This window comes from Alloalcanivorax sp., assembly GCF_964221125.1.
GTDB classification, from domain to species: Bacteria; Pseudomonadota; Gammaproteobacteria; order Pseudomonadales; family Alcanivoracaceae; genus Alloalcanivorax; species Alloalcanivorax venustensis.
Genome location: NZ_CAXPXK010000002.1, coordinates 1 through 12,376, shown reverse-complemented (window position 1 = coordinate 12,376; position 12,376 = coordinate 1). Strand labels below are relative to the sequence as shown.

The following is a 12,376-nucleotide window of genomic DNA, read 5'->3' as shown; positions in this document are numbered from 1 at the left end:
CTGGCCACCGAGGAGGCGCGCCGCAGCGCCCACATCACGCTGGTGTCGGAGGTGGCGAACGCCTACCTGACGCTGCAGGCGGACCGCCGCAATCTGCGCATCAGCCGGGAAACCGTGGAAGCCCAGCAGGAATCCGTGGACCTGGTGAAAGGCCGCTTTGATATGGGCCTGGGCTCGGAACTGGAAGTGCGCCAGGCGGAAGTGGCGCTGGAAACCGCGCGCGCCAACCAGGCCCGCTTCAAGCGGCTGGTGGCCCAGGACCGCAACGCCCTGGCGGTGCTGGTGGGCGCCCCGCTGCCGCCGCTGCCGGACAGCCCGGCGGAGGACCTGGACACGGAACTGGCGGCGCTGCCGGAAATCCCCGCCGGGGTGCCCTCGGCGGTGCTGCGCCAGCGGCCGGATATCCAGCAGGCGGAGTACAGCCTGAAGGCGGCCAACGCCAATATCGGCGCGGCGCGGGCGGCGTTCTTCCCGCGCATCGCCCTGACCGGCTCCGCCGGCACCGCCAGCAGCGAGCTGTCCGGCCTGTTCGAGAGCGGCTCGGAGAGCTGGTCGTTCTCGCCGAGCATCTCCCTGCCGATCTTCAGCGGCGGCCTTAACAGGGCCAACCTGGACGTGGCGGAAGTGCGCCGCGACCAGAACGTGGCGCGCTACGAGCAGACCATCCAGACCGCGTTCCAGGAAGTCTCCGACGCGCTGCAGGCGCGCGGCAGCTTCACCGAGCAGGAGCAGGCCCAACAGGCGCTGGTGACCGCCACCCGGCGCAGTCTGGCCCTGGCGGAGGCCCGCTATGAACAGGGCGCCGACGACTACCTGGCGGTGCTGGACGCGCGCCGCGAGCTGCTGAGCGCGGAGCAGGAGCTGGTTTCCGTGCGCCTGCAGAAGCTGGCCAACCGCATCACCCTGTACCGGGCCCTGGGCGGCGGCGTGTTCCCCGACCGCGCCATCCAGCTCTCGGGCGGAACCCCTTAAAAAATAAAAACAATAATAGAACAGCGTCTCTTCGCCCCCACCGGCAAGCTTCTTGCTTGCTTGTTGGAGCGCGCTTTGTGGGAGCGGGCCTGCCCGCGAAAGGCCGGCAAAGCCGGCCGGCAGGATTCCAGAGAGGTTGTTTGCGCCGCCGTTAGAGATATCTCTGGGATCCTGCCGGGAGCTTCGCTCCCTTTCGCGGGCGGGGCCCGCTCCCACAAGAGCAGCTCCCACAACTGGTCCCAAAAGGCCCTTAATAGAATTCCCCGCCATTATCGCGCGGGTCAGGAACGAAAATGCATCCTTCACTGATTTCCGGGCTTTGTTTGATCGCTGGACTCACCCTTTGTGTTCCGACATATGCCGACCCCACCGTGGGCGTCCGCGCCGGCGGCGGCGAGGGGCTGCGCCTGTACAGCCTGTTCGGGCGCTGGCAGGCGCCGTGGCTGCAGGAGCATGCGGTGGCGCCGTTTTTCTCCGACCGGGTGCAGGCGTACTGGGACCTGAGCGTGGAGCGCTGGGAGGGCGAGGACACCGCCGGCGAGGCCAACAGCAGCGAGGTGTACATCGTCGGCCCGGTGGTGCGCATCGACTGGCCCAGCCGGCGCCTGTTCCTGCTGGTGGGCGTGCAGCCTTCCTATATGACCCACAGCGTGATCGACGATGACGACATGGGCGGCAATCTGCAGTTCACCAGCCACGCGGAGCTGGCCTGGACGCCGATCAACCGGCTGACACTGGGGCTGCGCGGCCAGCACACCTCCAACTCGCGGCTCTACAAGCCCAACCCGGGGATGAATCTGGCGTCGGTGACCCTGGCCTATAACTTCTAGATCCAACACACTGGCGTTTCCGCCCCTACGCCGTACAAGGAGTTCGCCCATGGGCCATCCGGATCGCCCGTCATTGCGCCTGACCGCCCTTCTGCTTTCTGTTTTCCCGGCGCTGGCGACGGCCCAGGAACCGCCGGCCGACGACGGCAACCGGCTGGACACGGTGACCGTGAGCGGCACGCGCCTGGAGCGCGACCTGGCCGATCTGCCCGGCGCCGCCACGGTGGTGGACGCCCGGCAAACCCAGCAGGGCCAGCCCGGCCTGCAACTGGACGAGAGCCTGGCGCGGGTGCCGGGCCTCTATCTGCAGAACCGCTACAACTTCGCCCAGGGCCTGCGCCTGTCCAGCCGCGGCTTCGGCGCGCGGGCGCCGTTCGGGGTGCGCGGCCTGCGCCTCAACGTGGACGGCTTTCCGGAAACCCTGCCCGACGGCCAGTCCCAGGTGGACGCCATCGACCTGGACGCGCTGGAATCCCTGACCGTGCTGCGCGGGCCGGCGTCGGTGCTGTACGGCAACGCCAGCGGCGGCGTGGTGGACATGACCACCCGCAGCGGCGCCGACCTGGTCTACCCGCAGCGGTTCAGCGTGTCCGGCGGCAGCGACGGCTTCCGCAAGACCAACCTGCAGCTGGGCGGCGCGGACGGCGGCAACCATCACTACCTGAGCCTCACCGGCGTGCGCTATCAGGGCCAGCGCGAGCAGAGCGAGATGGAGAAGTATCTGCTCACTTCGCGGGTGGGCCGCGCGCTCTCCGAGCACCGCGACATCGAGTTCTTTTTCACCGCCATGGACACCCCGACGGCTCAGGACCCGGGCGGCCTGACCCGCGCCCAGGTGGAACAGGACCGGGACCAGGCGACGCGCTTTGCCAACCTGCTGGACGCCGGCCAGGAAGTCAGCCAGCAGCGCCTCGGCGTGCTCTACCGGGACCGCAGCCTGGGCGGCGAGCTGCGTGCCCGCGCGTTCGTCACGCAGCGCGATTTCACCCAGCAACTGCCGTTCCCCGGCAGCAGCCTGATCGACTATGAGCGGCTGTTCTACGGCGTGCGCCTGGAGTACGTGGACCGGGTGCGGGCGTTCGGCCTGGCGCACCGCTTCCTGGTGGGCGTGGACGCGGACCAGCAGCGCGACGACCGGGGGCGCCGTTCGGTGAACGCGGACGGCCAGGTCACCGGCCTGACCGCCGACGAGGACCAGACCGCCACCGCCGGCGGCGTGTTCGTGCAGACCGACACCGACCTCAGTGACACCCTGACCCTGTCCCTGGGCGCCCGCGCCGACCGGGTGCGCCTGGATATCGACGACGACCTGCTCGCCGACGGCGACAACAGCGGCGACCAGGACTTCACCGAAAGCAGCTACAGCGCCGGCCTGAACTGGCGCTACCACCCCCGCCACGGCGTCTACGCCACGGTCAGCAACGCCTTCGAAACGCCCACCTTCACCGAGCTCGCCAACCCCTCCGGCGCCGGCGGCTTCAACCCGGATCTGGAGCCGCAGAAAGCACTGAACCGGGAAATCGGCGGGCGCGGCCAGCTGGGCGACCGGCTGTTCTACGAGCTGGCGCTGTTCCGCGTGGAGGTGCGCGACGAAATCACCCCCTACGAGCTGGGCGGGCGCACCTTCTACGACAACGCCGCGCGCACACGCCGCGACGGCGCCGAGCTGATGCTGGAACACCTGACCACCGACACCCTGACCCTGACCCTGGCCTACACCTACTCCGACTACCAGTTCCAGCGGTTCTACGACGACCAGCAGGATGAGGACGTGAGCGGTAACCGCCTGCCCGGCCTGCCCCGCCACCACCTGTTCGCGGAAGCCGCCTGGCGCGGCCTGGACGGCCTGTTCCTGATCGCCAACGCGCAGTACAGCAGCGACGTGTTCGCCGAGAACACGAACGAAACGGAAGTGGACGACTACGTGGTAGCCGGCCTGCGCGGCGGCAAGGCGTGGCGCATGAACAGCGGCGAGCTGACCCTGCACGCCGGGGTCAACAATCTGTTCGACGAAGAGTACTTCAGCAACTTGCGCATCAACGCCAACAGCGACCGGCCCGACCCGGCTGACCGCGGCTACTTCGAGCCCGCCCCCGGCCGCCACTTCTACGCCGGCGCCTCCTACGCCTGGTAAGTCTTGGTGATGCAGCCAAAAAAAACCGCCCCAGGGGATGGGGCGGGGAAAGGGGTCAAGGCAAACACAAGCCTTAGTGGGTCGGCTCTCCCGAGCCGGTTCAGAAAAAGCCGAGCGGATTGATGTCGTAGCTGACCAGCAGGTTCTTGGTCTGCTGGTAGTGATCCAGAATCATCTTATGGGTCTCTCGGCCGATGCCGGATTTTTTGTAGCCGCCAAAGGCGGCGTGGGCCGGATAGGCGTGGTAGCAGTTGGTCCAGACGCGGCCGGCCTGAATACCCCGGCCCATGCGGAAGGCCACGTTCATGTCGCGGCTCCAGACGCCGGCGCCGAGGCCGAACTCGGTGTCGTTGGCGATGGCCAGGGCTTCCGCTTCGTCCTTGAAGGTGGTGACGGCCACCACCGGCCCGAAGATTTCTTCCTGGAACACGCGCATTTTGTTGTCGCCCTTGAGCAGCGTGGGCTGGATGTAATAGCCCTGGCCGTGGTCGCCTTCCAGGGTTTCCTTGTCGCCGCCGGTGAGGAACTGGGCGCCTTCGCTGCGGGCCACTTCCATGTAGGACATGATCTTGTCGAACTGCTCCTGGGAGGCCTGGGCGCCCACCTGCACGTCGGTGTCCAGGGGGTTGCCGCGCTTAATGGTTTTGGTGCGTTCCAGCACCATGGCCATGAACTCGTCGTACATGTCTTCCTGGATCAGCGCCCGGGACGGGCAGGTGCACACTTCGCCCTGGTTGAAGAATGCCAGCACCAGGCCTTCCACCGCTTTGCTGATGAATTCCGGCTCCGCCTTCATGATGTCGGAGAAGTAGATGTTGGGGGATTTGCCGCCCAGCTCCACGGTGGAGGGAATGATGTTTTCCGCCGCGCATTTGAGGATGTGCGAGCCCACCGGGGTGGAGCCGGTGAAGGCGATCTTGGCGATGCGCTTGCTGCTGGCCAGGGCCTGACCGGCTTCCTCGCCGTAGCCGTTGACGATGTTGAGCACGCCCTCGGGGAGCAGGTCGCCGATGATCTCCATCAGCTTGAGAATCGACGCCGGGGTCTGTTCGGCGGGCTTGAGCACCACGCAGTTGCCGGCGGCCAGCGCCGGCGCCAGCTTCCAGGTGGCCATCAGGATCGGGAAGTTCCAGGGGATGATCTGCCCCACCACGCCCAGCGGCTCGTGGAAGTGATAGGCCACGGTGTTGGCGTCGATGTCCGCGGCGGTGCCCTCCTGGGCGCGGATGCAGCCGGCGAAGTAGCGGAAGTGATCCACCGCCAGCGGAATGTCGGCGTTGAGGGTTTCGCGCACCGCTTTGCCGTTGTCCCAGGTTTCCGCCACCGCCAGGGCTTCCAGGTTCTGCTCGATGCGGTCGGCGATCTTGAGCAGCAGGTTGCCGCGCTCGGCGGCGGAGGTTTTGCCCCAGGCGGGCGCCGCGCGGTGGGCGGCGTCCAGTGCCAGGTCGATGTCCTCGGCGGAGGAGCGGGGAATCTGGCAGAACACCCGGCCGTTCACCGGGCTGACGTTGTCGAAGTACTGGCCTTTGACGGGCGCGACCCACTGGCCGCCGATGTAGTTTTCGTAGCGTTCGTTGAAGGCGACCACCGCGCCTTCGCTGCCGGGATTGTGATAGATCATGTCGGGACACCTCGTGGCGTGTATTTCCTCGAGGTTAGCGCCGATGCCGGGTGGGCCGAATGCTACTTCGGTACTAGAAAGCCCCTTATTTAGTCGCGGGGCCGGTGGTCGACGGCGCCCGCGTGAGGGTGTGCTGCAGGGCCAGTTTGAGCTTCATCGGTTTGACCGGTTTGTAGATCAGGGTGTGGCCGTCGCGGGCGCAGCGCTGTTTCAGGTAGGGGCCGCGGTCAGCGGTGAGCATGATCACCGGCAGCGCCTCGGCGCCGGCCCGGCGGCGGTCCCGGTTGAGGGCGTCGGCGACGGTCATGCCGTTGTCGCCGCCCGGGTCCAGGTGGTAGTCCATCAGCAGCACGTCGGCCGGGTCGCGGCGCGGGTCCAGGTGTTCGGCCAGCGCCTGCACCGATTCCGCCGCCGCCACCCGGCAGCCCCACTGTTCCAGCAGGGTGCGCATGCCGGAACAGATGGCGCGGTCGTTATCCACCACCCAGACGCGGCGCCCGGCCAGGGTGCGCCCGGCGTCGGCGGCCGGCTCCATGGCGCGGGCCTCGGCGGCGCTGAGCCGCGCCAGCGGCAGCTGCAGGGCGAAGCGCGAGCCGCGGTTTTCCCGCGAGCGCACGGTCAGGGGGTGATCGAGGATGCGGCTGATTTTTTCGACGATGGACAGGCCCAGGCCGAGGCCCCGTTCGTGGTATTTGACCGCCCGGGCGCCGCGTTTGAATTCCTGGAAAATATCGCCGATCTGATCGTCGCCGATGCCGATGCCGGTGTCCGCCACCACCACTTCCACCCGCTCGCCGCGCCGGCGGCAGCCGAGCAGGATCGAGCCGCGATCGGTGTAGCGCACCGCGTTGGAGAGCAGGTTGCGCATCACCCGGCTGAGCAGTTGCGGGTCGGAGCGCACCACCGCGGAGCTGGGCACGTAGCGCAGGCGCAAGCCCTTGGCGGCGGCCATCTGCCGGTACTCCTCGGCGAGCACGTCGAGCAGCCGGCGCAGCGGGAACACGCCCGGCTCGGCGCTGACCACGCCGGCGTCCAGCTTGGAGGCGTCGGCCAGGGTGGTGATCAGCGATTCCAGATCGAGCAGCGCGGTGTCGATGTGGCTGAGCATGAATTGGGTGTTGTGGTCGGGCTGGTCCTGGAGGGCGCTGGTGAACAGGCGCGCGGCGTTGAGCGGCTGCATCAGGTCGTGGCTGACGGCGGCCACGAACTTGGTCTTGGAGATGTTGGCGCGCTCGGCTTTTTCGGTGGCTTCGCGCAGCCGCGATTCCACCCGCCGGCGCTCTTCGATTTCGTCCAGCAGTTGCTGGTTGGCTTCGCGCAGAGCCTGGGTGCGCTCGCGCACCTGCTCGGCCAGCACCACCGAGTGCTGGAAGGCGGCGTAGGGCGCGGTGGGCGCCATGTTGCTCTCTTCCACCCGTTCGATCAGGGCGTCGCAAATACGCCGCAGGCGGGCGTTTTCCGCCATCAGGCGCGCTTCGTGAAGATCCCAGGGGGACGCGCTGTCACCGTCGGCTGCGTTGTCTTCGGCCAATCGCCACCCCCGTCATGGTCTGGTTGATGTGCATGCCGTTGAACTGCTCGCCGTAGGTGTTGAAGCCCACCACGCTGTGCCGGCGCAGCAGCGCCGAGGCCTGGTCGACGGTGCCGTCCGCTTCGATCTCCTGACGGCGCAGGCAGCAGTCGCAGCCCAGGGTCACCCAGGCCGGGCCCAGGCGCTCTTCGATGTCGCTGAGGGTCTGGTCCAGCTCGTCGAGAATCAAGCCGGTGTGCATGGCGGTGAGCACGATGCCGTTTTCCACCGCGCAGTAGAACGACAGGCTGAGGTCGTCGTTGACGCGCTGAATGGAGCGGGCGTAGTAGTCATTGTTGATGCGCACGGCGAGCGGGTAGCGGGCGAACACCACGTCGTCCAGCTCCGCCACCGGCACGCCGACCAAGCGGGCGTAGGCTTCCGCCGCCGGTTCCGCGTTGAGTTCCTGGACCACGCGCCGTTCGGCGTCGGCGGCGGTGACCACCAGCTTCACCGTGGCCGGGCGCAGGTGGTGGAAGCTGAACACTTCGAAATCCAGCGCGCTGTTGATCATCAGCACCATGGCGGCGTTGCTGTGGAAGGCGCCGTCGCTGTAGACGTAGGTGCCGGACAGCCGGTAGTCGTCGCCGGCGGAGCCGCCCAGGCTGGTGATGCTGCCGAGCGCCGAATTGAGGGTGGCGAGCACCAGCTCTTCGTTCACCGAGAGGCCGTCCAGCAGGGTGAGCACGAAGGTGTTGTCGGCGTCGACCCGTGCCACGGACGCGGCCCGGCACTCGCACAGCAGGCTGTCGGTGAGCTGCTGGGCGTCGGCCAGGCTGAAGCCGTCGAGCCGCTCGATCAGGCGCGCGCCCACCGAGAAGAAACGGCGGTCGAAGCCGATGGCGACGATGGTGCCGCTGTCGTAGCCGCGGCTGGTGATCTCGCCGGCGGAGGTGCAGCCGCACAGCGGCAGGTCGCCGAAGGCTTCGGCGAGGGCGCCGGCCAGGCGGTCGAGCCGGTAGTCGATGGAGCAGAAAAACAGCACGCAGCCGAGATTGTCGTGGCGCAGCTTTTGCGCCAGGTCACGGGCGGCGAGACGCTCGTCGCGGGCGTCGCTGAACGCGGTGATTACGGCACTGGGCGGGATCGCGTTCATCGCTCCGGCACCTTCGGGGCACGCAGATAGGCGGCGAAGTCGATGTCGCCGGCGGACAGGATCGCCTGCACCCGGTTGGTGGCGCCGAGCTTGCGCAGGATCGCGGACACATGGGCCTTCACGGTGCTTTCGGCGATATTGAGCTGGTAGGCGATCACCTTGTTGGAATCGCCGCGCGACATGCGTTCGAACACCTGCAGCTGCTTGCGGGTGAGCGTGGCGAGCACGTCGGAAAGGTCCTCCGGCTCGCGGCGCGCGACGGTGCTTTCTTCGCCGGCGCCGGACCCGGCACGGATGATGTCCGCCGGCAGGTAGATGGAGCCGGCCAGCACCTGCTCCAGGGCCTGGATCATCTGCTTGCGGGGGGTGGACTTGGTAATAAACCCGACCGCGCCGTAGGTGATGGTCTGCAGGATCACCCGTTTCTCTTCCTCGGCGGAGACGATCACCGCCGGCAGGGTGGGAAACAAATTGCGCAGCCGCACCAGGCCGCTGAGGCCCTGCATGCCGGGCATATTGAGGTCCAGCAACACCAGATCCAGGTCGTCGTGACGGCCGGCCACCGCCAGGGCGGAGTCCAGGTCGGACGCCTCCAACAGCGTGCTGCCGGGGAAGCCATCGTCGATCACCCGGGCGATGGCCTCGCGGAACAGGGGATGGTCGTCGGCGATCAGCACCTGGTACATGGTTATCGGCTCGTTGGAATTCTTATCAGGCTCATAACCCCGAATTTACCACGACCGGGCGCGCCCCGGCGGCACTGTGGCGTGAATATTCGCCTAAAGTCGTAGACGCATCACAGATCCAGCTTTTTGCGGATGTCGTCCGCGCTCTGCTTGGTCAGGTCCTTGTCGATTTCGCGGCTGACCGCGTCGCGGGTGGTGGGGTCGAGCTTGTCGCGCAGGGCGCCGAGAAAACGGGGCTCGGCGACCAGGATGAAGCGGTCGGCGCGGCCCTGCTCCAGGTTGTGTTTCATGTACTCGGCCACTTCCTTGGCGAAGAAGGCAGCGTGTTTGTCCGAGGTCGCCTGCTGGTTGCCGGTGGCGCGCGGGTTGCCGTGCAGGGCGCCGCTGCCCTCGGACCCTTTGCCGCCGGTGCGCAGATCGCCCACGTGGGCCTGGCTTTCCGGGTGATCGAGCTGGTCGATTTCCTTGAAGGTACCCACTTCGTGGGCGAACACCCGGGCGTGGGCGGCGTTACTGGCGACGATATAAGTAGTCATGGTGCCTCCTTTCGGCAATCACTGTGTTCCTGAACACAGCATTGCGGGTCAAGGAGGCGCCCTTCAAGCGGAACCGGCCGCGTTGGTGTAAAAGAGGTTTAAGCGATGGGGGCGCCGCGCGGGTCCTGAGAGTCGCTGCGCAGCCGGAAGGTGCCCTCGCCGAGGATCAGCAGGGTGTCGTCCTCGCTGTACACTTCCACGGTGGAGTTGAAGATGCGGCTGCCGCCGGCCCGTTTAACGCCGATGGCGCGGATGTAGCCGGGGCCGGCCTGGCCGGTGAAGGTGGTGGTCATGGACAGGGTGAGCGCCTTGCGGATCCGGTCCGGGTAGGGGCAGAAGGTGCCGGCGCAGGCGCCGGCCACGTCCAGCAGGGTGGCGAGCACGCCACCGTGTACCCGGCGGCCCAGGTTGAGGTGGCGCTCGTCGACCTGCATGCCGACCACGACCCTGCCCTCTTCCCATTCCAGAAATTCCAGCCCCAACAGGGCCGGGAAACCATGGCTGAACTTGGCGGTGGCCGTGGCCATGGTGTATTCGGACGCCGGCGTGGCGCTACTGCTGCTGCTCATTCACTGTCCTCAAATATCCCGGCCCTGCACCATTTGCCGGACCTGCTCGACCACTTCCTTGAGGCGCGGGCCGAGGTTTTCGATCAGGATGCGGCGGCTCAGCCGCAGCGACGAGCCGCCGCAGTTGAACGGCACCACCTGACCGCCGTTATCCAGGATCAGCGGCACGCCCACGGCGCTCACGTCCCGGTTCCATTCGCCGTCGGAGGTGACGAAGCCGTACTGCTCGTATTCCTTGAAGGCGCGCTCCAGGCCGCGCTGGATGTCCGGCCAGGCGTCCGGGTTCTGGGCGCGGATCGCTTCGTAATAGGGCTCGCGCTCCTTGGCCGGCAACGCCGCCAGAAAGGCGCGGCCCACCGCGGAGGTGCCGATCGCCACCCGCGAACCGACGGTCAGGCGCAGCACCAGCGGGCCGGAGCCCTGGCACACCTGGATGTAGGTCATGGACGCGCCGTCCGGGGCGCCGATGGCCACCAGGCAGTCGGTGGCGTCGGACAGTTCCTGCATGAAGGGCCGGGCGATGTCGCGCACCCCTTCGCTGGCCAGATAGCGATAGCCGAGATCCAGCACGCCGGGGCCGAGCCGGTACTTCTCCAGGTTCTCGGCGTAGCGCAGGTAGCCGAGCTGGGTCAGCGTGGCGGTCATCCGCGATACGGTGGGACGGGGGATGCTGGTGCGCTTGGCCAGTTCCGCGTTGCCCAGGTATTCGTCGGAGGGACCGAAACAGCGCAGGATTTCCAGGCCGCGTGCCAACGCGGTAACAAAATTACGGTCCTTATCCGCGGACCCGTCCTTTCCAAGAGCGGCTCGTCGCATGTGGCATTTCCTCGATTCAGGCTTCGGGATCAGCGGGTCCCGGCTGGCAAATAACCAGCATCGGGCCCGCTGTTGTTTTATTCGTCGCTTTTATAGTTGTGCATAAAGCCCGCAAATATAACAAAAACCCATTTCACTTAGGAGGGTACGGGCGTTCTACCTTCGGCCAAGCCGTCCTGTACAGGCTCAGTGTTTCATGCCCGGCAGGTTGAGCGAGGCGGTGTTGCCACCGTCCACCGCCAGCGCCTGGCCGGTGATGTAGCTGGCGTCGTCGCTGGCCAGGAACGCCATGGCCGCGGCGATTTCTTCCGGGCGGCCGTAGCGGCGCAATTCGCAGCGGCTGCCGAGTTTCTGTTCCTTGTTGTTGTCGCGGGCGTAATCGAACACCGGCTTGGTCATGCCGGTTTCGATCAGGCCGGGGCAGACCGCGTTGACGCGCACGTTGTACTGGCCCAGGTCGCAGGCGGCGGTTTTGGTCAGGTTGATGACCGCCGCCTTGGAGGCGCTGTAGGCGTTGCCGCCGGCGCCGGAGCGGATGCCGGCCACCGACGCGGTATTGACGATGGCGCCGCCACCCTGGGCCTGCATGTGCTTGCCCACGGCGCGGATGAAGTACATCGGGCCCATCAGGTTGACGCCCAGAATCGCCTGCCAGGTTTCGGTGTCGCTGTCGGTGATGGTGGAGTAGTCGTGGCCGGCGATGCCGGCGTTGTTGACCAGCGCATGCAGGGTGCCGTGGGCGGCGAGCACCTCTTCCACCAGGGCGTTGACCGCCTGTTCCTCGGAGACGTCCACGGTGCGCAGGGTGACCCGGGTGCCTTCGGGCAGGTGGGCGGCGGTCTCTTCCAGGCCTTCCTGGTTGCGGTCCACCAGCACCAGGCGGGCGCCCTCTTCGGCGAAGCGGCGGGCGGCGGCGCGGCCGATGCCGCTGCCGGCACCGGTGATCAGGACGTTGCGCTGGTCGAAACGCTGCATGGGGGTCTCCTGGACTTAGTTTGTGCTTTTTTTGGAAGATGACATGAGCTGGACGCGGGGTCAAGATTTTGGAATGCTGTTTCACTAAATAGACTGGATTAGGACTCCGTAGCACGGCGCGGGGCCCGGGAGTTTTGCCCAGGACCCGCCGTGAACCCGTCCCTGGGGGCTTGCCGCGGCGGCGGACCGGTTCGGCTCCCTGCCTCACACAGTCCTGGATGAGACATCCGGACCCTGCGCCTGGGCGGTGCGGACTTCCGGTCCAGCCCTCGTTCGGGGGTCCGGCACACAGCCTCTGCGGTGGTGGGGATTCCTGGGCCGAAGCTTCTGAAGGTGCCGGCCTCAAGGGGCGCTACGAAGCCCGACTTGTGGGAGCTTGCTTGCAAGCGAAAGGCCGGCTTTGCCGGCCGGCGGGATACCAGGGGCGTTGATTGTGCCGTTGCCGTGGGCTTGGGTTGCTGGCCCGTTCACTCGGGATGGGGCATCCTGGGTTGGTTTTTCAACTTGTGACTTTCAAAGTGCGGTTGTTTGCTTCTAGCTTGCGGTTTGTGGCTGGACGCTTGCGGCCGAC

At 67.0% G+C, this 12,376-nt stretch carries 11 protein-coding genes; 3 read left to right on the top strand and 8 right to left on the bottom strand.

The window, feature by feature from the left end; all coding sequences use genetic code 11:
* The 3 genes from ACEQZD_RS00180 to ACEQZD_RS00170 form a co-directional block, all read left to right on the top strand.
* Positions 1–972 (top strand): efflux transporter outer membrane subunit (locus ACEQZD_RS00180; protein ID WP_370183273.1); only part of this gene is annotated, 972 nt, incomplete at its 5' end.
* Between the two features lie 293 nt (positions 973–1,265).
* Complete coding sequence (locus ACEQZD_RS00175; protein ID WP_370183272.1) at positions 1,266–1,802, top strand: acyloxyacyl hydrolase; 537 nt, start codon at positions 1,266–1,268, stop codon at positions 1,800–1,802.
* A gap of 49 nt (positions 1,803–1,851) precedes the next feature.
* The gene (locus ACEQZD_RS00170) at positions 1,852–3,936 is read left to right on the top strand and encodes a TonB-dependent receptor family protein (protein ID WP_370183269.1); all 2,085 of its coding nucleotides are present in this window, start codon (positions 1,852–1,854) and stop codon (positions 3,934–3,936) included.
* Between the two features lie 100 nt (positions 3,937–4,036).
* On the opposite strand, the gene ACEQZD_RS00165 is transcribed toward ACEQZD_RS00170, so the two are convergent.
* The 8 genes from ACEQZD_RS00165 to ACEQZD_RS00130 form a co-directional block, all read right to left on the bottom strand.
* Positions 4,037–5,557 (bottom strand): aldehyde dehydrogenase family protein, encoded by a 1,521-nt coding sequence (locus ACEQZD_RS00165; RefSeq protein ID WP_370183267.1) that lies wholly within the window; start codon positions 5,555–5,557, stop codon positions 4,037–4,039.
* 85 nt (positions 5,558–5,642) lie between these two features.
* Positions 5,643–7,088 (bottom strand): hybrid sensor histidine kinase/response regulator, encoded by a 1,446-nt coding sequence (locus tag ACEQZD_RS00160; protein ID WP_228547969.1) that lies wholly within the window; start codon positions 7,086–7,088, stop codon positions 5,643–5,645.
* Positions 7,060–8,223 (bottom strand): nitric oxide-sensing protein NosP, encoded by a 1,164-nt coding sequence (gene nosP, locus ACEQZD_RS00155; RefSeq protein ID WP_370183264.1) that lies wholly within the window; start codon positions 8,221–8,223, stop codon positions 7,060–7,062. Before nosP ends, ACEQZD_RS00160 begins: the two co-directional genes overlap by 29 nt.
* The gene (locus ACEQZD_RS00150) at positions 8,220–8,909 is read right to left on the bottom strand and encodes a response regulator (protein ID WP_370183262.1); all 690 of its coding nucleotides are present in this window, start codon (positions 8,907–8,909) and stop codon (positions 8,220–8,222) included. Before ACEQZD_RS00150 ends, nosP begins: the two co-directional genes overlap by 4 nt.
* 110 nt (positions 8,910–9,019) lie before the next feature.
* Positions 9,020–9,445, bottom strand: a complete 426-nt coding sequence (locus ACEQZD_RS00145; protein WP_142948353.1) for a host attachment protein — start codon at positions 9,443–9,445, stop codon at positions 9,020–9,022.
* Between the two features lie 98 nt (positions 9,446–9,543).
* On the bottom strand, positions 9,544–10,014 hold the full coding sequence (locus tag ACEQZD_RS00140) for a PaaI family thioesterase (protein WP_083209795.1): 471 nt from the start codon (positions 10,012–10,014) through the stop codon (positions 9,544–9,546).
* Between the two features lie 9 nt (positions 10,015–10,023).
* On the bottom strand, positions 10,024–10,830 hold the full coding sequence (locus ACEQZD_RS00135; RefSeq protein ID WP_067609703.1) for an IclR family transcriptional regulator: 807 nt from the start codon (positions 10,828–10,830) through the stop codon (positions 10,024–10,026).
* A 186-nt stretch (positions 10,831–11,016) separates the two neighbouring features.
* Positions 11,017–11,805, bottom strand: a complete 789-nt coding sequence (locus ACEQZD_RS00130) for an SDR family NAD(P)-dependent oxidoreductase (protein WP_370183260.1) — start codon at positions 11,803–11,805, stop codon at positions 11,017–11,019.
* Between the last annotated feature and the right edge of the window lie 571 nt (positions 11,806–12,376).

What these genes read in the sequence shown, in the direction of transcription:
- ACEQZD_RS00175 (WP_370183272.1), top strand. Translation starts at nt 1,266, where the DNA reads ATGCATCCTTCACTGATTTCCGGGCTTTGTTTGATCGCTGGACTCACC.
- ACEQZD_RS00170 (WP_370183269.1), top strand. Translation starts at nt 1,852, where the DNA reads ATGGGCCATCCGGATCGCCCGTCATTGCGCCTGACCGCCCTTCTGCTT.
- ACEQZD_RS00165 (WP_370183267.1), bottom strand. Translation starts at nt 5,557, where the DNA reads ATGATCTATCACAATCCCGGCAGCGAAGGCGCGGTGGTCGCCTTCAAC.
- nosP (WP_370183264.1), bottom strand. Translation starts at nt 8,223, where the DNA reads ATGAACGCGATCCCGCCCAGTGCCGTAATCACCGCGTTCAGCGACGCC.
- ACEQZD_RS00150 (WP_370183262.1), bottom strand. Translation starts at nt 8,909, where the DNA reads ATGTACCAGGTGCTGATCGCCGACGACCATCCCCTGTTCCGCGAGGCC.
- ACEQZD_RS00145 (WP_142948353.1), bottom strand. Translation starts at nt 9,445, where the DNA reads ATGACTACTTATATCGTCGCCAGTAACGCCGCCCACGCCCGGGTGTTC.
- ACEQZD_RS00140 (WP_083209795.1), bottom strand. Translation starts at nt 10,014, where the DNA reads ATGAGCAGCAGCAGTAGCGCCACGCCGGCGTCCGAATACACCATGGCC.
- ACEQZD_RS00135 (WP_067609703.1), bottom strand. Translation starts at nt 10,830, where the DNA reads ATGCGACGAGCCGCTCTTGGAAAGGACGGGTCCGCGGATAAGGACCGT.
- ACEQZD_RS00130 (WP_370183260.1), bottom strand. Translation starts at nt 11,805, where the DNA reads ATGCAGCGTTTCGACCAGCGCAACGTCCTGATCACCGGTGCCGGCAGC.